Source organism: Streptomyces sp. NPDC038135 (assembly GCF_055601245.1).
Genome location: NZ_JBVJXS010000004.1, coordinates 450,650 through 469,783 on the forward strand (window position 1 = coordinate 450,650; position 19,134 = coordinate 469,783).

Here is a 19,134-nt window from a genome sequence, read left to right on the forward strand (position 1 = left end):
ACCTTCCTGCGTCAGGGGATGTTGTCCTTTGGCAACCGTCCCGCATCCACCGTCCGGAAGCAAGCCGCCCCCAGGCATTCGCGCACCGTCAGGACGACGGCGGCGGCGCCATGGCCCAGCGGATGGTACGGGTGAGCAGATGACCGGCCGGGCGCACCGTGAGGTCCTCCACCAGGGGGAGCCGGGGCAGGCGCAGCAGCTCGCGGGCCCAGTCGGGCAGGAGGTTCACGGCGTTCGCCGCCAGGGCGCCGTACAGGGGGCGCACCGCGAGCGGCACGGGCGGTTCGAGGAGCAGGAAGCGGGCCACGGCGCGCGCCTCGGGGGTGGCCCGGAGTTCGGGCCGGTAGCGCTCGAGCCGGTCGGACAGGGCCCGGCGGTCGCGTGGCGGGTCGCTCACCCCGAGGGCCTCGGCGACGAGCGCGGTGTCGGCCGTGTAGCCGTCGTACCCGGCCGCGTCGAGGCGGTGGGCGCCGTAGCGTTCGTGGGCGCGCAGGAAGCATTCCGTCTCTGCGGTGTGCACCCAGCCGAGCAGGTGGGGGTCGGCGGCGTGGTAAGGCTCACCCCGCCGGGTGCGCCCGCGCACGTTCTCGTGGATGCCGCGGACCTGGTCGACGGCCGCCTGTGCGTCCGCCGCCGTGCCGTAGGTGGTGACGGCCAGGAAGGCGCTGGTGCGCTGCAGCCGTCCCCAGGGGTCGCCGCGGTAGCCGGAGTGGGCGTCGACGGCCGCCATCGCGAGGGGGTGCAGGGACTGCAGCAGCAGGGCGCTCACCCCGCCGATGAACATCGAGGCGTCGCCGTGGACGGTCCTGATGGGCCGGTCGGGCCCGAACCAGCGGGGGCCGGGGGTGTCATGGATGCGGGCGCGGGTCTCCCGTCCGTCGGGGCCCGCGACCCGGCGGAAGAGCATCGCCCCGAGTCGGGTGCGCAGGTCCGGCAGCACGGCTTCTCCCGTCTCCCGTCGGCCGCCCGCGTCACTCGCCGGCGGACACCCCGTCTCGTTCCCGGTCCGATCGCGGCCACACATACGGCAGGTCGTCGGGCACGCCGGGGAACGCGTGCCCGTAGGTCTCGGGGTCCTTGCGGACGAGCGCGGAGCGGTGGCTGCGGTGGAAGTCCTCGTCGCCGAGCCAGGGCGGCAGCTCGCCGGCCGCCTCGAGAACCGCCTGGTCGCGCACGGGGGCGCCGGGGCGCTCCGCGGCGAGGCCGGCGACCAGCGAGGCGGCGCAGCTGTCCTGGTGGCCCCGGTCCCGCCAGACCCGGCAGATCTCCAGGCCGTAGCGCACCAGGGCCTCCTCGTACCCGGTCCACATGCGCACGGCGGGGTGCCGGCGCCATCCGTATCCGGGGACGGTCAGGCCGCGCAGGACCTGGAGCGCCTCGACCCGCTGTTTGCCGAGGCGCCGGCGGTCCAGGAGCAGGGCGGAGCGGTGGAAGTCGGGGTCGGGCAGGAATGTCTGCATGGGGGCCGTCCTCGCCTTCCGCGGTGGTCCGCGTCACTTCTTGCGCAGGGCGGACGGCTTGTGCACCGCCCGCTTGCCCGACTTCGCGCTGCGGACCTCGTACTGCGGGTCGTCGGGCGAGGCGTCCACCGTGCGTCCGGCGGCCTCGGTGCGCTTGGTGAGCTTCCGCTCGACCTCGCCCTCCGTGCTGCTCCCGTGGCTCTTCCAGGCCACCTTGTCGCCCTTGGAGAGATCGTCGCCGGAACCCTCGCGCTTGCTCCTGGCCATGGTCATCGGTCCTTTCGGGCCCCCCTGCCGTGGTCGTCGGTCGTTGCGCCGGGTCCCCCGTGTCATGGCCGTCAGTCCTCGTGTCCGACGGCACGGGGCACGGCGCGGACCGGCGTCGCCGTCGGTCGGGCGAGTCCGCCGTAGCCGAGGGCGACCAGGGAGGTGCCGACGGCCGGCGCCCACCGGCCCAGCCGGCTCACGGCCCTGCCGCCGAGAGCGGTGGCCCCGAAGAACCCGGCGCCCCTCGGGAGGTACATCAGGCCCGAGCCCAGCGGCGACATGCCGCGCCCCCATCTGATCGGCAAGCTCGCCGACCGGGGCTGACGCGCCGGCGAGTGCCGCGGCTCCGGTCGCGGCACTCGCCCGCATCCGCGCGCACCTTCGGACACCGACGCGGCCGCGGTCCCGGCCGCTCCCGGTTCCTCCAAGCCGTCACCCGTCCTCTCGTCCGCCCGCCCCGGCCCCGGCCCCGGCCGCGGCGCGGTCGGCGTCGCCGCCGGCGCCGAGCAGCCCGGTGTGCAGCAGCGGTTCCCGTTCCTCCAGCCGGGGCAGTTCGCGGCGGGACAGCCGCAGGACCACCGGCGGCAGGGCGGCGCGCACGGGCTGGACGAGCCGCAGCCAGGCCGGTGCGTAGATCGCCGTCCGGCGGCGCTCCAGCCCGCGGACGACCCGTGCGGCGACGTCGTCGGCGCGGTACGTGCGGCGGGCCGGCGGCGGCATGTGACCGCGCAGTTCCCGCAGCACGGCATGCCGGTCGGCGTCGCGGATCATCTCCGTGTCCATCCAGTTGAGGTAGGCGATGCCCACGCCCACCCCGCCGTGGGCGACCTCGGCCCGCAGCGAGTGCGTGAAGGCCTCCACTCCGGCCTTGGAGGCGCAGTAGGCGCTCATCATGGGCGCGGCGCCCATCGAGGCCAGGGAGGCGATCTGCAGGTAGTAGCCGGCCGTGTCCACCAGGTCCGGCAGGAAGGCCCGGGCCGTCTGGGCGCTGCCGACGAGGTTCACCTCGATGACACGGCGCCACTCGGCGGGGTCCGAGGTCGCGAAGGGGCCGCCCTCGGCGACACCGGCGTTCGCGATCACGGCGGACGGGCGCCCGATACGGCGGCGCACCTCCTCGGCGGCCGCCCGCAGCCCCGGGGCGTCGGTGATGTCGACCTCGTGGACCAGGGAGGGCCCCGGCAGCCGGGCGGCGACCTCCGCCAGCAGGGCGGGCTCGTGGCCCAGCAGCGCCGGCGTCCCGCCGCGGCGGGCGACCTCGTGCGCGAGCGCGGCGCCCAGGCCGCGTGCCGCGCCGGTCACCACGACGACCCGGCCCCGCAGGGGGCTGCCGCCGGGCGTCATGTCTCCTCCGTTCCCGGCCGGGCGGTGTGGTTCGGGTGCCCGGCGGTACGGCGGGCCTCCTTCATCTCCGCCTCGTACAAGTGGTCCCGTCCCTGGGCGAGTTCGTCGACCGCGCTGCGTTCGAGCTCCCGGAACGGCTGGTAGTAGGTCCGGTCGTAGGCCTCGATGATCTGGAAGGTCCAGTGTCCGGGGATGACGTTGCGGCCCAGGATCTCCGTCTCGACCTTGTCGGCCCACTCCGGGTGCCCGGCCTCCCGTAGCAGGGCGACCGCGCGGTCCAGTTCGAGGTCGGCGCCGCCGGTGAGCTGGTGGAAGTCGTAGAGGCTGCCGCGGGCCCGTTCCGTCGTCTCCAGGGCCTTCGAAAGGGATCCGAGGGCCTCGACCGTCTTGTCGTCGACGCCCTCCGGGCGCCGGTGCCGGCGGTCGGGGCCGTCCTGCTGTTCGCTCATGCCGCTCCCTGCTGTTCGCTGTTTCCGGCCGTCAGCGCCGGCGGCCGGTCCGGTCGCGCCGGGCGAGCAGCCGCTGGGCGCCGGCCAGGCCCCTGACGCGGTGGCCGCGGAGCACGGCCCGGGCCGCGTTCGCCCCGCACGCACCGTGCACACCACCGCCGGGGTGGGCGCCGGCGGAGGCCAGGTAGAGACCCGGCACGGGGGTCTCCGGCCGTCCCGTGCCGGGCAGCGGACGGAAGACGAGCTGCTGATGCATTGCGGTCGTGCCGCCGTTGATGGCGCCTCCGCAGAGGTTGGCGTCGAGTGACGCCAGTGCGGGCGGCGCCAGGACGCGCCGGGCGCGGATGCGGGACCGGAAGCCGGGCGCGAAGCGTTCGACCTGGCGCTCGACCCGGTCCGCCATGCGCTCCTGGTCGTCGGGGCCCCACTTCCCGGTGATGCCCTCGTCGCCGGCGTCTCCGCGGATGTCGTGCGGGATGTGCGTGTAGGCCCATGCCGCCTCGGTGCCCTCGGGGGACCGGGTGGCGTCGGCCGTGGTCATCTGGCCGAACAGGGAGAAGGGGCGGTCGGGAACCTGGCGCATGGCGATCTGCGCGGCGAAGCGGGTCAGTTCGTCCATGCCGTCGGCCAGGTGGACGGTCCCGGCGCCGGCGGCCCGCTCGTCCTGCCAGGGCACCGGGCCGTCGAGCGCCCAGTCGACCTTGAAGGTGGCGAAGTCCCACTGGAAGCGCCGCAGGTCGTCCAGCACCTGGGGCGGCAGGTGCTCGGGGCCGACCAGTTCCTCGTACAGGGCGGGCACGGCGACGTCGGCGAGCACGGCGCGCCGGGCGGCCACCGCCTGTCCGTCGGCCGTGCGGACGCCCACGGCCCGCCCGCCGCGCACCACGACCCGTTCGACGCGCCGCCCGCAGTGCAGCTCTCCCCCGCGGCTGCGGATCCGGCGTACGAGCGCGGCGGTGAGCTCTCCGGAGCCGCCCACCGGCACGGGGAAGCCGTAGGTCTGTCCCAGCATGGACATCAGCCAGCCGAAGCCTCCGCTGCCCGCGGACTCGGGGGCGAGGTCGGCGTGCAGCGCGTTGCCGGCCAGCAGCAGCCGGCCGCCCTCGCCGCGGAACTCCTCCTCGCCCATGCGGCGCACGGGCAGGATCAGGGAGCGCGCCACCCGCAGGCCGCCCGAGGCGCGCAGGTCGAGGGCCAGCTTCGCCATGGCTTTGACCGGCGGGAAGGGGGTGAACAGGGCGCCCAGGACATCGGGGCTCAGCTTCCCCCACAGCTCGACCAGCCGGTGCCAGGCGGCGCCGTCGCCCGCCGCGAAGGACTCGAGGGACGCCGCCGTGTCCTCGGTCCGCCGGTGCAGCACGGCGCACCTGCCGTCGGTGAGCGGATGGGCCAGCACGCTCGGCGCGTGGCTCCAGCGCAGTCCGTGCTCCTCCAGGCGCAGCGCGGAGAGCACGGGCGACGCGGCCGCCAGGGGGTAGAAGGAGCTGAACATGTCGCTGACGAACTCGGGGTCCACGCCCCGGTCGTGCCGTACGGCGCCGCCAGGCTCCGGCTGCTCCTCCAGCACGGTGACGCTCCAACCGGCGTCCAGCAGCACGTTGGCGGCCACCAGGCCGTTGGGGCCGGCCCCGATCACCACGGCATCAGGCATGGCCGGCTCCGCTCCCGCCCGTCGCGTACCGCCCGCCGGTCCGCGGGTGCCGTGCCCGCTCCTCGGCGGTGTCCTCGCCTTCGCAGGTCTTCGCCAGACGCGCGAGCATGGCCCGGTGGCGGAGCTGGATCAGCGCCTCGAAGCCGAGGTTGTGCAGGGTCCCGCCGGCGCCCTGGAGCGGGTGCTCGTCGACGATGACCAGGCAGTTCTCGCCCCATTTGCGCAGCTCGATGCTGATGCGGGCGGTGCCGAGCGGGCCCGCGTTGGCCTCGAGTTCCAGGACGGATCCCTCCACGCACCGGCGTACGACCGTCTCGTTGCCGACCTCGAAGGGGCCCAGCCGGATCTGGTAGCTGATCGACGCCGACTCCTTCGGCCAGTCGCCGTCCTTGGGCTGGGACGCGGCGGTCCCCACCACCCACTGCGCGTACCGGCTGCCGTCGGCGAGGACCTCCCACACCCTCGCCGGGCTGGCCTTGATCAGACGATGCCGAACCGCCACGTGCGCCTCCTGGTGCATATGTCCGTCGTACTGTCCTGGCCGAGTGCCCTGGCCTGCCCCGCCGACACGTGTCCGCGTCCCGGGTGCGGGGGCGGCGTAATCGGCCGATGCTGGAGCCATGCCCGGCAAGCGTCCAGTGATCGTGCAGCTGCCGTCCCCGACCGGCGGGCGCCGGGTGAGGGTCGACGGTGAGATTCTCGGCCTCGCGCACAGCGTGCGCGACCTGGTCGAGTTCCTGCGCCGGGCGGGTCTGGAGATCGAGCCGGAGGAAGTGGCGGACTCGCCGCTGATCGACTGGCGCGGCATGGGGCCGGACCGGTGGGAGGCCGAGACCCGGACCTGAGCGCAGGGGCCGCGCGTCCCCGATGGGGGTATCGGCGCATTCCGCCCGATGCCCGGTGTGCCCCTGTGGGTACTGGTCGCGTCGATGCCCGCCGAGCGGGTATCCGCGTCGCACGACCACAGCAGGAGGGGCGCACATTGAGCGAATCATCATTGCGGGCGGTGGGCTGGGCACGCTCACTGCCGCTGGACTCGAGCGTCAAGACCGCTCGCGACTGGGCGCGCGAGCACCTTCGGTCACTGGGCTGGGCCGAGTCGGCGCCGGACACCGTGGACGACGTGCTGCTGACCATCTCGGAGCTGGTCACGAACGCCCACGTGCACGCGCACAGCGCGGCCGACCTGGTGCTGACCTGGGACAGCAGCTGTCTGCACGTGTCCGTCCACGACCGTTCCCGGCAGCTGCCGGTCCCCCGCCCGGCGGACACCGAGCGGCCGAGCGGGCGGGGCATGCTGCTCGTCGACGCGCTGGCCGACACCTGGCAGGCCCGCCCCTGCCCGGACGGCAAGGTCGTGCACGCCTGTTTCCGGCCGCCGGACACCGGATGACACCGCGGCCGCTCCCCGGCCGCCGGCGGCCGGGGAGGCCCGTCAGCCGCCGGCGGCGCCCGGCCGGTACAGCACGGGCAGGTCGGCGGGACGCACCCGGAGCGTCACCGGCAGGGTGGCCTCCACCTCGCCGTCGGCCCCGTAGGGAACGGGCCGGGAGGCCTCGATGCGCAGTTCGCGGCCGCGCAGGATGCGTACCTCGGGGCGCCGCACATGGATACCGGTCTTCAGTTCGTTCATCAGGGTGAAGAACAGCAGGCGCGGCGCCTCGCGGATCAGCACGACGTCGAGCAGTCCGTCGTCGACCCGCGCGCCGGGGGCGATGAGACGGCCGAAGCCGTAGTACGGCGAGTTGGCGGCCACGACGGTGTAGCCGCGGTGGTGGTGTTCCTCGCCGTCGACGGTGACGCGGTAGTCGGCCGGCCGCCAGGTGGTGACGGCCCGCAGGCCGCCGGCGTAGTACGAGGCGGCGCCGCGCAGCAGCCGGGTGCGGTTGGCGTGCCGGTTGGCGAGCGCGTCGACGCCGGCGTAGACGCTGCCGAGGACCACGGTGCGCTCGTGGACGGCCGATTCGACCTCGATGGTGTCGACGGCTGCGGGCTCGGCGTGCAGCAGGATGTCCGCGAGTTCGGCGGGGTCCCGGGGCAGGCCGAGGGCGCGCGCGAAGTCGTTGCCCCGCCCGGCGGGCACGAGGCCGAGGACGGTGCCGGTGCCGCTGAGCGCGCCGCCGATGCCGCCGGCCATGCCGTCGCCGCCGACCGCCAGGACCACCCGGCCGCGTGCTCCGGCCTGCCGGGCGACGTCCTGGGCGTGGGCGAGGCTGTGGCTGTACTCCGTCTCCAGTCCGGCTCCGGCCTCGCGGAGCAGGCGGGCCACCTGGAGCAGTGCGGCCGCCCCTGTCGAGTCACCCGCGGTCGGGTTGACGACGGCGGTGAACTGTCGCATCGGTGTGCCTCCGGGTGGTGACGGGGGGAGCGGAAGGGGCGGCGGGGTGGGCGGCACGGTTCAGTCGGTGGGCAGCAGGACACCGGGGTTGAGGATCCCCTCCGGGTCCAGCCGGTGCTTGACGGCGCGCAGGGCGTCGACGCCGAGGGCGCCCGTCTCCCTGACGTACCAGTCCCGGTGGTCGGTGCCCACCCCGTGGTGGTGGCTGATGGTGCCGCCGGCGGCCAGGACGGCGTCGTTGGCGGCGTGCTTGGCGGGTGCCCAGTGCGCGACCGGGTCCTTGCCCTGGGCGCTGACGACGGTGAAGTACAGCGAGGCGCCGTTCTCGTACACGTGGGAGATGTGGCACATCACCAGCGGCGGGGTGCCGGCCTGGGTGAGGGTGTCGGTGAGGGCCGTGCGCACGCCGGTGTAGAGGTCGGGGATGCGGGACCAGAAGGCGGCGGTCTCCAGGGTCTCGGCGAAGGCGCCCGCGTCGAGCAGGGCGTCGCGCAGGTAGGGCGCGGAGTAGCGGCCGTGGGCCCAGCGTTCGCCCGGTTCGGCACCGATCGGCGTGCCGCCGCAGGCCCGCAGGACGGCCGCCGCCCGCTCGCGGCGCCGGCCGGTGTCCTCGGCGGTGCCCTCGTAGCCGGTGATGGCCATGCATCCGGCGTCGCCCTGCTCGAGCCGGGAGCCGATGGCGTCCGGCTGGGCGAGGCCGATGAGCGTCTCGGTCTCGTCGGACAGGCGCAGCACGGTGGGCCGCGGTCCGTCCTGGGCGAGCCGGCGCAGGGCCGCGGAGCCCTCCTCGAAGGAGTCGAACCGCCAGCCCTCGTAGACGCGGGTCTGCGGCAGCGGGCGGATGCGTACGAGGACGGAGGTGATGACGCCGAAGGCGCCCTCCGAGCCGAGGACGAGCTGGCGCAGGTCGGGTCCGGCGGCGGAGCGCGGGGCGCGGCCGGTCTCGATGGTGCCCTCGGGGGTGGCGAGGGTCAGGCCGAGCACCATGTCGTCGAAGCGGCCGTAACCGGCGGAGGCCTGTCCGCTGGAGCGGGCGGCGGCGAAGCCCCCGATGGTGGCCCACTCGTAGGACTGCGGGAAGTGGCCGAGGGTGAATCCCTGTTCGGCGAGCAGTGCCTCGGCCTCGGGGGCGCGCAGGCCGGGCTGGAGCACGGCGGTGCGGGAGACCGGGTCGAGGTCGAGCAGGCCGTCCATGCGGCGCAGGTCCAGGGCGACGAAGGCGCTGCGTTCGGGGGCGAGCCCGCCCACGACCGAGGTGCCGCCGCCGAACGGGACGGCGGCCAGACGGTGTTCGGCGCAGGCCCGCAGCACGGCGAGGACCTCGTCGTGGGAGGCGGGCAGGACCACGGCCTGCGGTACGTCGGCGACGTCGCCGGCGCGCAGCCGGAGCAGGTCGGGCGTGGACTTGCCACGGGTGTGCCGGATACGGCTCTCGGGGTCCGTGCGGACGTGCTCCTCGCCGCCGGCGGCCCGGGCGAGGGCCTTGAGCGCGGCCGGGGCGGCCGTGGTCGCGGGCAGCCGGATGTCCTCGAGCGCGAGCGCCGGAGCGGTGCGCGGTGTGACGCCGAGCAGGTCGCGCAGCAGTTCGGTCACCGTGCCGGGCAGCGGTGCGGCCTTCGCCGGGTCGCCCCAGCCGTTCCACAGCATGTCCATCGAAGGGTCGTCCTCACAGATCGGTGTGCTCGGTTCGCGCGGCGGCGGCTCCGGCCGGCCCCCGGGGCGTTACACTGTGACACATGACGCCTATTCGTCACAACGGTTCGGACAGCGATCCCGTGCTCGACGCGGTGCGCGACTGCGTGCTGGCCGTCGGGGTGCGCCGCACGACCCTGGCCGACGTGGCCCGCCGCGCCGGCGTCTCACGGATGACGCTGTACCGGCGCTGGCCCGATCTGCGCACCCTGGTCGGCGATCTGATGACCCGGGAGTGGATCGGGGTGGCCACCCGCGCGATACCGGAGCCCGCGCCGGACACCGTCACCCGCGTCCGGATCGTGGACGGGCTGGTGGCGGGGGTGGAGGCGTTCCGCGCCCACCCGCTCTTCCGGAAGATCGTCGACGTCGATCCCGAACTGCTGCTCCCCTACGTCCTCGACCGGCGCGGCACCAGCCAGGAGGCGCTGCTGGCGCTGCTGGCCGAGGCGCTGCGCGAGGGCCACGCCGACGGCTCGGTGCGCACCGCCCACACCGAGCGGCAGGCGCGCGCCCTGCTGCTGGTGGTGCAGTCCTTCGCCCTGTCCCTGCGCACGATGACCGACGAGGACGACCCCGACCTCGACTCCGCCGCCCTGCTCGGTGAGCTGCGCGCCCTTCTGGAGAGGACCCTGACGCCATGAGCCACCCCGAGGCCGTACCCGGCTCCTCCCTCAGCGCGGGCCGGCGCGCCCGCGAACTCGCCGAGGCGGCGGACGGCCGGCTCTGCGACGTCCTGGTCGTCGGACTCGGCGCCACCGGTGCCGGAGCGGCCCTTGACGCGGCCGCCCGCGGGCTGGACGTCGTCGCGGTCGACGCCCACGACCTGGCGTTCGGCACCTCGCGCTGGAGCTCGAAGCTGATCCACGGCGGGCTGCGCTATCTCGCCTCCGCACAGTTCGACGTCGCGCACGAGAGCGCCGTCGAGCGCGGGGTGCTGATGACGCGCACCGCGCCGCACCTCGTGGCCGCCCAGCCGTTCGTGCTGCCGCTGACCCCGCTGGTGTCGCGGGCCCAGGCCTCGCTGGCGTGGGCCGGGTTCCGGGCCGGTGACATGCTGCGGCTGGCCGCGCGGACGCCCCGGCAGGTGCTGCCCGCGCCGCGCCGCCTCTCGGCGACGGAGGCCCGGCATCTGGCGCCCGCCGTGCGCGCCGACGGGCTGCGCGGCGGGCTGCTGTCCTGGGACGGCCGGGTGACCGACGACGCCCGGCTGGTGACCGCCCTGGCCCGCACCGCGGCCGCGCAGGGCGCCCGGGTGCTGACCCGGGTGCGGGTGCTGGAGCTGACCGGGACCGGCGCCCGCGTGCGGGACGAGGTGACCGGCGAGGAGGGCGAGATCCGCGCCCGCGCGGTGGTCAACGCCACCGGCGTGTGGGCGGGCGAGCTGGTCGAGGGCATCCGGATCCGCCCGTCCCGCGGCACTCACCTGGTCCTGCGCTCGGAGCGGCTCGGCACGCTGCCGGCCGGGCTGCACATACCGATCCCCGGCGAGACCAACCGCTTCGTGCTGGTGCTGCCGCAGGGCGACGGCCGGGTCTACGTCGGCCTCACCGACGAGCCGGTCGACGGCCCCCTGCCGGACGTGCCGGAGGTCCCCGAGACCGACATCGGCTTCCTGCTGGACGTGCTCGGGTCCGTCCTGGACGTCCCGGTGCGCCGGGACGAGGTCGCCGGGGCCTTCGCCGGGCTGCGCCCGCTGCTGGACACGGGCGGGGCCGGGGGCACGGCTGACGCACCGGCCCGGACCTCCGACATCTCCCGCCGGCACGCGGTCCTGACCTCCCCGGACGGGGTGACCACCGTCGTCGGCGGCAAGCTGACCACCTACCGGCGGATGGCGCAGGACGCGGTGGACGCCGCTCTGGAAGCCCGCGGGCTGCCCGCCAGGCCCTCCCCCACCATGGATCTCCCGCTGGTCGGCGCCGCCCCGCCCGGACTGCTGCGGGCCCTGCCGGCGCCGCGCCGGCTGGTCCGCCGGCACGGCACCGAGGCGCCGGCCGTCCAGGCCCTGGCGACCAGCGATCCGGCACTGGCCGAACCGGTCCTGCCGGGCCACCCCGTCACCCGGGCCGAGCTGGTCTGGGCCGCCCTGCACGAGGGCGCCCTGGAGCCGTCGGACCTCCTGGACCGCCGCACCAGGATCGGCCTGGTCCCCGAGGACCGCGCCGAGGCGCTCACCCCCGCCCGGGACGCCCTGCATCGGGCGACCGCGACACACCGCTGACCCCGGCACCGGCCGGGACGGCCACGGGCGCCGCCGAGGCCGACACGGGCCGGGACGGGCGGGCGGCGGACCGCCCCCGGGAGCGGCCTGGGCCCCTCGGGCGGCGCATCCGTGACGGGAGTCCCGGCACCGTCGCCGGCACCTCGCGACGGGCTCGGTACGGTCAGGTGAGTGACCCCGTGTTCACCAGGTCGCCGGTGGACGGTCGGGGCACCGTGCCGCTCGCCGGGGGCTCCTCGCGGTGTTCCACCCAGTCCGTCAGCGCGGTGAAGGCGGCCCGGTAGCAGGGCAGGATCGGGCGGAGCCGGTCCGGGTAGGTGTCGTAGAGACTGTCGACGTGGGTGCCGCCCTCGATCCGGTAGTAGCGGTGCAGCCGGGAGCGGCCCTGCTCGGCGATCATCCGGGCGTACAGGTCGGACTGGACCCGGATGGGGATCAGCGCGTCCAGGGTGCCGTGCACGGTGATCATGGGCTTGCCGATCCGGCCGGTGAGCGCGACCCGGGCGACCGCGTCATGGACGGCGCGGGGCCGGGACGCGTAGTCGTACGCGGCGTCGGACGGGCAGGGGGCGAAGATCTCCTCGACCGTCGAACCGGCGGAGGCGCCGGGGCAGTCGGGGTCGTAGCCGGGGTCGAACTCGGCGCGGTAGGTCTTCTGGGTCAGTCCCCAGTAGGCCTTCTCGTGGTACGGCCACAGGAACTCCGAGCCGCGGGCGAACCCGGCCGCGTACATGTCCTCGTCGCCGGCCCGGCCGAGCTGGCGGGCGACGGCGGTGGGCAGGAACGTGAAGAGGTTCGGGCCCTCCGGGCGCCACAGCGGCCCCTCCCAGTCCACCCCGCCGTCGTACAGCTCGGGGTGGTTCTCCAGCTGCCACCGGGTGAGGTAGCCGCTGTTGGAGATCCCGGTCATGTAGGTGCGGCGCGGGGCGTGTCCGTAGTGCTGGGCTACGACCGCCTTGGCCGCGCGGGTCAGCTGGGTGGTGCGCCGGTTCCACTCCACGACGGCGTCGCCGGGCCGCTTGCCGTCGGTGTAGAAGTCGGGCCCGCTGTTGCCCTTGTCGGTGGCGGCGAACGCGTACCCCTGGGCCAGCACCCAGTCGGAGACGAGGGTGTCCATCGCGTACTGCTTGCGGACGCCGGGGGCGCCGGTGACCACCAGCCTGCCGTTCCAGTCCTCGGGCAGCCGGATCACGAACTGGGCGTCGTGGTTCCAGCCGTGCAGCGTGTTCAGCCGCGAGGAGCCGGGGAAGTAGCCGTCGATCTGCAGACCCGGCACGCCGGTGGGGTTACGGGTGCCCTTGGCGGCGAGTCCCGCCCAGTCGGCGGTGTCGGTGTAGGCGGTGCCGGCGAGGGCGCTGGTCGTCAGGTCGTCATGGCGGGAGACCTGCTGGAACTCGGCGCCCGGCACCGTGAGCGGGCGCCGGCCGCGGCCCCGGCCGGGCGAGCCGTCGTCGGCCCGGGCCGCGGCCGCGGGGGTGACGGACGCCGCCGCGAGCAGGGCGGCGGACAGGAGGGTGCTTCGGCGGCTGGGGTGCATGGTGCGGCCTTCCGGGTCCGGTGGTGCGGGTACGGAGGGAGCTGGAGCGTGTCGTGCACATGTTTGGCCGCCCGCGCCCGCCCGGCCATGGTCGGTCGCCACACTTCGCAAGCGTCGGTGATGGCATGAGCGCACATGCCGGCGGAGGGCGCTGGCGCCACCCGCCGCCGCAGGGGTCCCGGCGCTCCCGGCGTGCGGGCCGTCGGCGGCTGCGGCACGCTACAGACAGGTTCGGCGAAGGGACGCAGCGTGGCCGACGGCGGCAGACCGCCCCGGCCGTCCGGGCGAGGCAGCGCGGACGGCGCCGGGCGAGCACACGAGCCGGCCCCGCGACCGGGCGGGCACTCCCGGACGCCACGGCCCGCCCGCGTGGTCGTCCGGCGGGCGCCGCGTCCGCCCCGCGACGGCCCCTCCCCCGGATACTCCGGCGTGGAGCACGGAACCTGCTGACGCGCGGCCGCCCGCCGGCGGACCGGCAGTTCGGACTCGGGGACAGTCAGGAGTGATGCGACATGAGCTTCGACACCGAGCCCGCGGCGCCTGCCCCGCAGGTGCGGCACTGGCCCGTCGACGACCTGCCCGCCCTGGAGCCCGACCCGTTCCTGGACGAGGTGCTCCGCGACGAACCGGTCACCCGGATCACCCTGCCGTACGGGTCCGGGGACGCCTGGCTGGTCACCCGCTACGAGGACGTCCGCCTCGTGACGTCCGACCCGCGCTTCTCCCGGGCGGAGCTCGTCGGGCGCGCGGTGACCAGCATGGCGCCGCAGGCCGTGGCGTCGCAGACGGCGGGACTGCAGTACATCGACCCGCCGCGGCACACCCGGCTGCGCCGGGTCGTGGCCCGGGCGTTCACCGCGAGAGGCATGGACCGGCTGCGCCCGCTGGCGGAGCGGACCGCGGAACGGATGCTCGACGGCATGGAGCAGGCCGGCCCGCCGGCGGACCTGATGGAACACCTGCACACGCCGTTCCCGATCGCCGTCGTGTGCTTCTTCCTCGGCGCGGACGAGGACGACTGGCGCGACTGGGCCGGGAACAACGAGGCGCTGCTGTCCAAGGACCCGGACGGCGGCGACCGCAACCGCGCGGCGCGCGAGGCGACCCGGGGCCGGGTGGTCGATCTGCTCGCGCGCCGCCGCGAGGAACCCCGGGAGGACCTCGCCAGTGTGCTGGCCCAGGCCGCGGCGGCCGGCGAGATCAGCGACGACGAGGCGGTCTCGCTCGCCATGGCCGTGTACGTCAGCGGCGGTCACGCGGTCCGCAACAACAGCGGCTCCATGATGTACGCGCTGCTCACCCATCCGGCCCATCGCGACCGGCTGCGGCGCGATCCGGCGCTGGTGCCGAAGGCGGTGGAGGAGCTGTACCGGTTCGTGCCGCACCGCAACGGCGTCGGGATCCCCCGGGTCGCCACCGAGGACGTCGAGGTCGGCGGCCGGCTCATCCGCAAGGGCGACGTCGTCTACAACGCCTATGTGGCCGCCAACCGCGACCCCTCGGTCTTCCCCGACCCGGACACGCTCGACTTCTCCCGGGACGGCGCCGGGCATCTCGCCTTCGGACACGGCCCGCACTTCTGCCTGGCGGCCCTGATGGCCCGGATGGAGGCCGAGGTCATGATCAGGGCCGTGCTCGGCCGCTTCCCGCGGATCCGGCTCGCCGTGGCGGCCGAGGACGTGGAGTTCCAGCGCGAGGGGCTGATCCGCGGGCCGCGCGTGCTGCCGGTGACCTGGTAGCGCGGGTCCGGTCAGGGCAGGATCGCGTCGACGTACCCGCCGTCGACGCGCAGCGCTCCCCCGGTGGTGGCCGAGGCCTGCTCGGAGCTGAGGTAGACGACCATGTTGGCGATCTCCTCCGGTTCGATCAGGCGTTGCAGCAGCGACTGCGGGCGGTGCTCGCGCATGAAGGCCCGCTGGGCCTCGTCCCAGGGCAGGGACCGGTCGACGAGTTCGTACACGAAGTCCTCGACCCCGCCGGTGTGGGTGGGCCCGGCGATGACGGAGTTCACCGTCACGCCGGTGCCCGCCGCCTTCTTGGCGAATCCGCGGCTCACCGCGAGCAGCGCGGTCTTGGACATCCCGTAGTGGATCATCTCGGCGGGGATGACGACGGCGGAGTCGCTGGCCACGTACTGGATGCGCCCCCAGCCGCGCTCGGTCATGCCGGGCAGGTACGTCCGGGTCAGCCGTACGGCGGCCAGGACGTTGACCTCGAAGTACCGCCGCCACTCGGCGTCGGTGATCTCCAGCGGGTCGGCGGAGCCGAAGACGCCGAGGTTGTTGACGAGGATGTCCACCCGCGGCAGCAGCGCGGCCACCCGTTCGGCGCCCTCCTCGCTCGCCACGTCCGCGGCCACCGGCACCCATTCGGCGCCTGGGACCTCCCCGGCGAGCGTGCCGACCGCGGCCGACACGCTCTCCTCGCTGCGTCCGTTCACCGCCACCCGGGCGCCGGCCCGCGCGAGACCGGCGGCGATGGCGGCGCCGATGCCCTGCGTCGAACCCGTGACGAGGGCGGTGCGTCCAGTCAGATCGATGTGCATGCGACGACGGGTTCCCCGCGCGCGGGACGCACTACCGGGTTCGGGCCCGGATCGTTCACGTCTCGTCCAGCCGGCGTACGTCCTCCTCGTCCCACGCGCGTGTGTCGCGCGGTTCGACGTAGGGCTCCCCCTCCGGCGGGTTCCCGCCGGCGATCGCCCGCTGCCGTGCGGTCTCCGCGTCGAACTCCAGGCCCAGCAGGATCGCCAGATTGCTGATCCACAGCCAGATCAGGAAGACGATGACGCCGGCCATGGTCCCGTAGGTCTTGTTGTACGAGGCGAACCCGGCGACGTACAGCGCGAACCCGGCCGACGCGATCAGCCACAGGAGCAGGGCGAGGAAGCTGCCGGGGGTGATCCACCTGAACCCCCTGACCTTGGCGTTCGGCGTCGCCCAGAACAGGATCGCGATCATCACGGTGACCAGGACGACCAGCACCGGCCACTTGGCGATGGCCCAGGCCGTCAAGGCGGCGTCCCCCATGCCGAGGGCCTCCCCGGCGCGCCGGGCGATACCGCCGGTGAACACCACGATGAGGGCGCTGACCACGGCGAGCACCATCAGGACCACCGTCACGCCGAGGCGGACCGGGAGGATCTTCCAGATCGGCCGGCCCTCGGGGACGTCGTAGACGGCGTTGGCCGTGCGGATGAAGGCGGCGACGTAGCCGGAGGCCGACCAGACGGCCAGCACCACGCCGACGATGGCGAGCACGGAGCCGGTGCCCGCGCTGCCCTGCAGCTGCTCCACCGCGCGCGTGAGGATGTCGCGGGCGGGGCCGGGGGCGAGGTGCTTGAGGTTGGTCAGCACCTTGTCCGTGGCGGACTTGCCCGTGATGCCCAGCAGGGAGAGCAGCACCAGCAGCGCCGGGAAGAGGGACAGCACGCCGTAGTAGGTCAGCGCCGCGGCCCGGTCGGTCAGCTCGTCGTCCTTGAACTCGCGCAGCGAGCCCTTGAGGACCTGGCCCCACGCGGCCTTCGGCAGCTTGGTCGGCGCGTCCGGCGCGCGCCGTTCCACCTCCGGGCCGGGCCCGGCCTCCTCCGGTGACGGCGGCTCGGACGCCTTGGCCTCGTCGTCGTGATGGTCCTTGTGCCCTGGAAGATGCAGTCGTGCCATGTCCCCCGGGTACCCCCGGTGGCGCGGATACGCAGCCGGGTGCGGGACGCGGGCGGCGCCGGGCCAGGGTGGTCCGCTTGCTCGGGTCGGCGCACAGGTGCGCGGCACAGCGCCGCGCGTCGCGGTGCGGCGCGGGGACGAAGCGCTCCGGCGGGCGTGCCGACCAGGTCCCGGGCCGCGACGTCCGCGTCCGGGTGTGCCTCGTCCCGCTCGGTGCGTACTGCGGGCGGCTCGCGACCCGACCGGCGGGGCACGGAGGCCTACAGACCGGCCATGCTGTTCTCGGCGCCCCGGCCGGCGACCGGCTCACCGGTTGGCATCAGGGCGGGGCCGGGGACCGGCGCGGCGGTCAGCCGGGGCAGCAGGCAGGTCCAGAACTCCACCATGCGGTCCTCCGACTCCGGGTCGCGGTGCGGTCCGCCGAGCCGCTCGAAGCCGACCGTGGCCGCCACCACGACGGTGGCCACGCCCTCGGGCGAGACGCCGTCCCGCAACTCCCCCGCCTCGTGGGCCCGCCGGGCCGTGTCGCGCACCCAGTCGTGCCAGGTGTCCAGCGCCGCCGTCCCGTCGCGGCGCGCGGGGTCGGCGCTCAGCACGAAGCCGGCGCGCACCACCGGGTCGGCGGCCAGGGCCACCACCAGCCGGCGGATCGCGCCGACCAGCGTCCCGGCCACCCCGGTCTCCGTGGACCCCGCGCACTCGGCGAGCTCCCGCACCGAGTAGGCGGCGGCGCCCTCGATCTCGCGGGCGAGGGCGTCCTTGCTCGGGAAGTGGAAGTGCAGCGCACCGGCGCTGACTCCGGCCCGTCCGCTGATCGCGGGCAGGGAGGCGCGGGCGTAGCCGTCGTGGGCGAAGGCCTCCGCCGCCGCGCGGATCAGGGCCTGCCGGGTGCGAGCCGCGCGTACCTGCTTGACCATGACGCCCTCCTCCTGGGCCGGAGCGGAGGCAGGCCACTCCTCGACCCCGTAAACCGCATGTTCAGTATGTTTATGCGGGACGGGCTCGGCAAGGCCTGACGTCACGCCGGGTGCGAAAACCCGTAAGGGCTCTCAAATACCCTTGCACATGCGGGGAGTTCACCGTGCGCCCCAGCCGGAAACCGCGCGTCGGGTCGGCGGCGGGGCCCGGGCGGGGTCCGCCGCCCGCGAGGGACGGCGGACTTCCGGCCGGCGGCCGCCCGCGCGCTCAGGAGTCCTGTGGGCGCAAGCGGACGGGCAGCGAGCGGTAGCCGTTGAGCATGAAGGTCGGCAGCGGCGCCAACTCCGATGGCGAGCAGGCGAGTTCCACGTCCGGGAACATCTCGAAGAGCCGGGAGAGCGCGGAGGCCGCCTCGATCTCCCCGAGCGGTGCGCCGAGGCAGCGGTGCGGCCCGTGGCCGAAGCCGAGGATGTCGCGGTCGCGCTCGCGCAGCAGGTCGAAGCGGTCCGCGTCGGGTCCGTGCCGCTCGGTCTCGTGGCCGCCGGCCGCGAAGTTGACGAGGATGCAGTCGCCCTTGCGGATCAGTACCCCGTCCAGGTCGATGTCCTCGACGGCGAACCGCATCGGCGCGTAGGCGCCGGGCGTGTGCACGCGCATGGTCTCGGCGACCACGTCCGCCCAGCCGGCCCGGCCCTCGCGGACGTGCGCGAGCTGTTCGGGGTGGGTGAGCAGGGCGCCGGCCGCGTTGGTGATGAGGGTGGCGGTGGTGTCCTGGCCGGCGGCGATGAACATGAAGAGGGAGCCCAGCAGTTCGTCCTCGGTGAGCCGGTCGCCGTGGTCGCGGGCCGCGATCAGCGAGCTGGTGAGATCGTCGCCCGGCCGTTCCCGCTTGTCCTTGACCAGTGCGGCCAGCCTCCCGAAGGCCTCGAGCCGGGCGGCCTCCATCTCCGCACCGGAAACCGTGGAGCTGAACACGGTGCTCAGCGCGGCGGACAGCGCGTCCGTCTCGGCGCCCCGCGGCACGCCGAACAGTTCGCAGACGACCCGCAGCGGCAGCACCTCCGCGTAGGCGGTCCGCAGGTCGACCGGGGCGCCGGGCGGCAGCGCGGCGAGTTCGCCGAGCAGTTCGGCCGACAGTTCCCGGACGCGGGGCCGCAGCGTCTCGGAGCGCCGCGCCGTGAAGGCGCCGGCCACCAGGCGGCGCAGCCGGGTGTGGTGCTCCCCGTAGGCGAACAGCATGTTCTCGTTGGCCACCCACGGGTAGAGCGGCCACTCCTCGGTGATCTCCCCCGTCATGAACGGCGGCCAGTGCAGCCGTGCGCTGCGCGAGACGCGCGGGTCGGTCAGCAGCCGCTCCACGTGACTCTGTCCCACGACCGCCCAGGCGAGGACCCCGCCGGGCAACTCGACCTGTACCGCGGGGCCCTGGGCGCGCAGGGTCGCGGCCTCGCCCATGTGGTCCCGGCCCATGAGGTCCAAGGCGTAGGGGCAGGCGTTCTGTTCCATCGGTGTGCTCCCTGGGTCGGTCCTGCATCACGTTGGGGCGTGGCGACGTGCCCATGGCAGCGATGTCCGCTCCCCCGCTCCGGGAG

20 protein-coding genes are annotated in these 19,134 nt (G+C 74.8%); 5 read left to right on the forward strand and 15 right to left on the reverse strand.

What is annotated here, in order from left to right; translation table 11 throughout:
- Positions 1-88: 88 nt before the first annotated feature.
- From ACZ7JA_RS13700 to ACZ7JA_RS13735, 8 genes are all read right to left on the reverse strand, one after another.
- Positions 89-907, reverse strand: coding sequence for an oxygenase MpaB family protein (locus ACZ7JA_RS13700; RefSeq protein WP_470808540.1), 819 nt, complete (start codon positions 905-907; stop codon positions 89-91).
- A gap of 64 nt (positions 908-971) precedes the next feature.
- Positions 972-1,460: an MSMEG_6728 family protein gene (locus ACZ7JA_RS13705; RefSeq protein WP_351663152.1), complete on the reverse strand. Its 489-nt coding sequence runs from the start codon at positions 1,458-1,460 to the stop codon at positions 972-974.
- A 33-nt stretch (positions 1,461-1,493) separates the two neighbouring features.
- Positions 1,494-1,727, reverse strand: coding sequence for a hypervirulence associated TUDOR domain-containing protein (locus tag ACZ7JA_RS13710; RefSeq protein WP_351663149.1), 234 nt, complete (start codon positions 1,725-1,727; stop codon positions 1,494-1,496).
- Between the two features lie 71 nt (positions 1,728-1,798).
- Positions 1,799-2,008, reverse strand: a complete 210-nt coding sequence (locus ACZ7JA_RS13715) for a hypothetical protein (RefSeq protein WP_470808134.1) — start codon at positions 2,006-2,008, stop codon at positions 1,799-1,801.
- 151 nt (positions 2,009-2,159) lie between these two features.
- Entirely contained in the window at positions 2,160-3,071 is a 912-nt protein-coding gene (locus ACZ7JA_RS13720; RefSeq protein WP_470808136.1) for an SDR family oxidoreductase, read from the reverse strand.
- Positions 3,068-3,520 carry a hypothetical protein gene (locus tag ACZ7JA_RS13725; protein WP_351663135.1) on the reverse strand — a complete coding sequence of 151 codons (453 nt, stop codon included), beginning with the start codon at positions 3,518-3,520 and terminating at the stop codon, positions 3,068-3,070. The genes ACZ7JA_RS13720 and ACZ7JA_RS13725 overlap by 4 nt, the downstream gene beginning before the upstream one ends.
- A 31-nt stretch (positions 3,521-3,551) precedes the next feature.
- Positions 3,552-5,171 (reverse strand): phytoene desaturase family protein, encoded by a 1,620-nt coding sequence (locus ACZ7JA_RS13730; protein WP_470808138.1) that lies wholly within the window; start codon positions 5,169-5,171, stop codon positions 3,552-3,554.
- Positions 5,164-5,673, reverse strand: coding sequence for an SRPBCC family protein (locus ACZ7JA_RS13735; protein WP_351663129.1), 510 nt, complete (start codon positions 5,671-5,673; stop codon positions 5,164-5,166). The genes ACZ7JA_RS13730 and ACZ7JA_RS13735 overlap by 8 nt, the downstream gene beginning before the upstream one ends.
- 118 nt (positions 5,674-5,791) lie before the next feature.
- On the opposite strand from ACZ7JA_RS13735, the gene ACZ7JA_RS13740 reads away from it, so the two are divergent.
- Entirely contained in the window at positions 5,792-6,016 is a 225-nt protein-coding gene (locus ACZ7JA_RS13740; RefSeq protein WP_174266375.1) for a hypothetical protein, read from the forward strand.
- A gap of 137 nt (positions 6,017-6,153) precedes the next feature.
- Entirely contained in the window at positions 6,154-6,564 is a 411-nt protein-coding gene (locus tag ACZ7JA_RS13745) for an ATP-binding protein (protein WP_351663126.1), read from the forward strand.
- Positions 6,565-6,606: 42 nt separating this feature from the next.
- Here ACZ7JA_RS13745 and ACZ7JA_RS13750 read toward each other — a convergent pair whose 3' ends face one another.
- Together ACZ7JA_RS13750 and ACZ7JA_RS13755 are read right to left on the reverse strand one after the other, a co-directional pair.
- The gene (locus tag ACZ7JA_RS13750; RefSeq protein WP_389447611.1) at positions 6,607-7,509 is read right to left on the reverse strand and encodes a YegS/Rv2252/BmrU family lipid kinase; all 903 of its coding nucleotides are present in this window, start codon (positions 7,507-7,509) and stop codon (positions 6,607-6,609) included.
- A 60-nt stretch (positions 7,510-7,569) separates the two neighbouring features.
- On the reverse strand, positions 7,570-9,162 hold the full coding sequence (locus ACZ7JA_RS13755) for an FAD-binding oxidoreductase (RefSeq protein WP_389297594.1): 1,593 nt from the start codon (positions 9,160-9,162) through the stop codon (positions 7,570-7,572).
- A gap of 83 nt (positions 9,163-9,245) precedes the next feature.
- Here ACZ7JA_RS13755 and ACZ7JA_RS13760 point away from each other — a divergent pair, with 83 nt between their 5' ends.
- Both ACZ7JA_RS13760 and ACZ7JA_RS13765 read left to right on the forward strand, forming a co-directional pair.
- Positions 9,246-9,845, forward strand: coding sequence for a TetR/AcrR family transcriptional regulator (locus ACZ7JA_RS13760; RefSeq protein WP_351663117.1), 600 nt, complete (start codon positions 9,246-9,248; stop codon positions 9,843-9,845).
- Positions 9,842-11,425: a glycerol-3-phosphate dehydrogenase/oxidase gene (locus ACZ7JA_RS13765; RefSeq protein ID WP_470808147.1), complete on the forward strand. Its 1,584-nt coding sequence runs from the start codon at positions 9,842-9,844 to the stop codon at positions 11,423-11,425. Before ACZ7JA_RS13760 ends, ACZ7JA_RS13765 begins: the two co-directional genes overlap by 4 nt.
- Positions 11,426-11,588: 163 nt before the next feature.
- Here the strand turns inward: ACZ7JA_RS13765 and ACZ7JA_RS13770 are convergent, their stop codons facing one another.
- Positions 11,589-12,962, reverse strand: a complete 1,374-nt coding sequence (locus ACZ7JA_RS13770; RefSeq protein WP_470808149.1) for a tannase/feruloyl esterase family alpha/beta hydrolase — start codon at positions 12,960-12,962, stop codon at positions 11,589-11,591.
- 512 nt (positions 12,963-13,474) lie between these two features.
- Between ACZ7JA_RS13770 and ACZ7JA_RS13775 the strand changes: the two genes are divergently transcribed.
- The gene (locus ACZ7JA_RS13775; RefSeq protein WP_351663108.1) at positions 13,475-14,701 is read left to right on the forward strand and encodes a cytochrome P450; all 1,227 of its coding nucleotides are present in this window, start codon (positions 13,475-13,477) and stop codon (positions 14,699-14,701) included.
- An 11-nt stretch (positions 14,702-14,712) separates the two neighbouring features.
- Here the strand turns inward: ACZ7JA_RS13775 and ACZ7JA_RS13780 are convergent, their stop codons facing one another.
- From ACZ7JA_RS13780 to ACZ7JA_RS13795, 4 genes are all read right to left on the reverse strand, one after another.
- On the reverse strand, positions 14,713-15,507 hold the full coding sequence (locus tag ACZ7JA_RS13780) for an SDR family NAD(P)-dependent oxidoreductase (RefSeq protein WP_351663105.1): 795 nt from the start codon (positions 15,505-15,507) through the stop codon (positions 14,713-14,715).
- A 55-nt stretch (positions 15,508-15,562) separates the two neighbouring features.
- Entirely contained in the window at positions 15,563-16,624 is a 1,062-nt protein-coding gene (locus ACZ7JA_RS13785) for a YihY/virulence factor BrkB family protein (protein ID WP_470808153.1), read from the reverse strand.
- 260 nt (positions 16,625-16,884) lie between these two features.
- Complete coding sequence (locus tag ACZ7JA_RS13790) at positions 16,885-17,541, reverse strand: ScbR family autoregulator-binding transcription factor (protein ID WP_470808155.1); 657 nt, start codon at positions 17,539-17,541, stop codon at positions 16,885-16,887.
- 268 nt (positions 17,542-17,809) lie between these two features.
- Entirely contained in the window at positions 17,810-19,048 is a 1,239-nt protein-coding gene (locus tag ACZ7JA_RS13795) for a cytochrome P450 family protein (RefSeq protein ID WP_351663097.1), read from the reverse strand.
- Positions 19,049-19,134 lie beyond the last annotated feature (86 nt).

Bases quoted from the DNA above. Each gene is read 5' to 3' on its own strand.
- ACZ7JA_RS13770 (WP_470808149.1), bottom strand. From the start codon at position 12,962: ATGCACCCCAGCCGCCGAAGCACCCTCCTGTCCGCCGCCCTGCTCGCG.
- ACZ7JA_RS13715 (WP_470808134.1), bottom strand. From the start codon at position 2,008: ATGTCGCCGCTGGGCTCGGGCCTGATGTACCTCCCGAGGGGCGCCGGG.
- ACZ7JA_RS13795 (WP_351663097.1), bottom strand. From the start codon at position 19,048: ATGGAACAGAACGCCTGCCCCTACGCCTTGGACCTCATGGGCCGGGAC.
- ACZ7JA_RS13775 (WP_351663108.1), top strand. From the start codon at position 13,475: ATGAGCTTCGACACCGAGCCCGCGGCGCCTGCCCCGCAGGTGCGGCAC.
- ACZ7JA_RS13740 (WP_174266375.1), top strand. From the start codon at position 5,792: ATGCCCGGCAAGCGTCCAGTGATCGTGCAGCTGCCGTCCCCGACCGGC.
- ACZ7JA_RS13790 (WP_470808155.1), bottom strand. From the start codon at position 17,541: ATGGTCAAGCAGGTACGCGCGGCTCGCACCCGGCAGGCCCTGATCCGC.
- ACZ7JA_RS13755 (WP_389297594.1), bottom strand. From the start codon at position 9,162: ATGGACATGCTGTGGAACGGCTGGGGCGACCCGGCGAAGGCCGCACCG.
- ACZ7JA_RS13725 (WP_351663135.1), bottom strand. From the start codon at position 3,520: ATGAGCGAACAGCAGGACGGCCCCGACCGCCGGCACCGGCGCCCGGAG.
- ACZ7JA_RS13700 (WP_470808540.1), bottom strand. From the start codon at position 907: ATGCTCTTCCGCCGGGTCGCGGGCCCCGACGGACGGGAGACCCGCGCC.
- ACZ7JA_RS13765 (WP_470808147.1), top strand. From the start codon at position 9,842: ATGAGCCACCCCGAGGCCGTACCCGGCTCCTCCCTCAGCGCGGGCCGG.
- ACZ7JA_RS13720 (WP_470808136.1), bottom strand. From the start codon at position 3,071: ATGACGCCCGGCGGCAGCCCCCTGCGGGGCCGGGTCGTCGTGGTGACC.
- ACZ7JA_RS13750 (WP_389447611.1), bottom strand. From the start codon at position 7,509: ATGCGACAGTTCACCGCCGTCGTCAACCCGACCGCGGGTGACTCGACA.
- ACZ7JA_RS13730 (WP_470808138.1), bottom strand. From the start codon at position 5,171: ATGCCTGATGCCGTGGTGATCGGGGCCGGCCCCAACGGCCTGGTGGCC.
- ACZ7JA_RS13780 (WP_351663105.1), bottom strand. From the start codon at position 15,507: ATGCACATCGATCTGACTGGACGCACCGCCCTCGTCACGGGTTCGACG.
- ACZ7JA_RS13710 (WP_351663149.1), bottom strand. From the start codon at position 1,727: ATGGCCAGGAGCAAGCGCGAGGGTTCCGGCGACGATCTCTCCAAGGGC.
- ACZ7JA_RS13705 (WP_351663152.1), bottom strand. From the start codon at position 1,460: ATGCAGACATTCCTGCCCGACCCCGACTTCCACCGCTCCGCCCTGCTC.
- ACZ7JA_RS13785 (WP_470808153.1), bottom strand. From the start codon at position 16,624: ATGGCACGACTGCATCTTCCAGGGCACAAGGACCATCACGACGACGAG.
- ACZ7JA_RS13760 (WP_351663117.1), top strand. From the start codon at position 9,246: ATGACGCCTATTCGTCACAACGGTTCGGACAGCGATCCCGTGCTCGAC.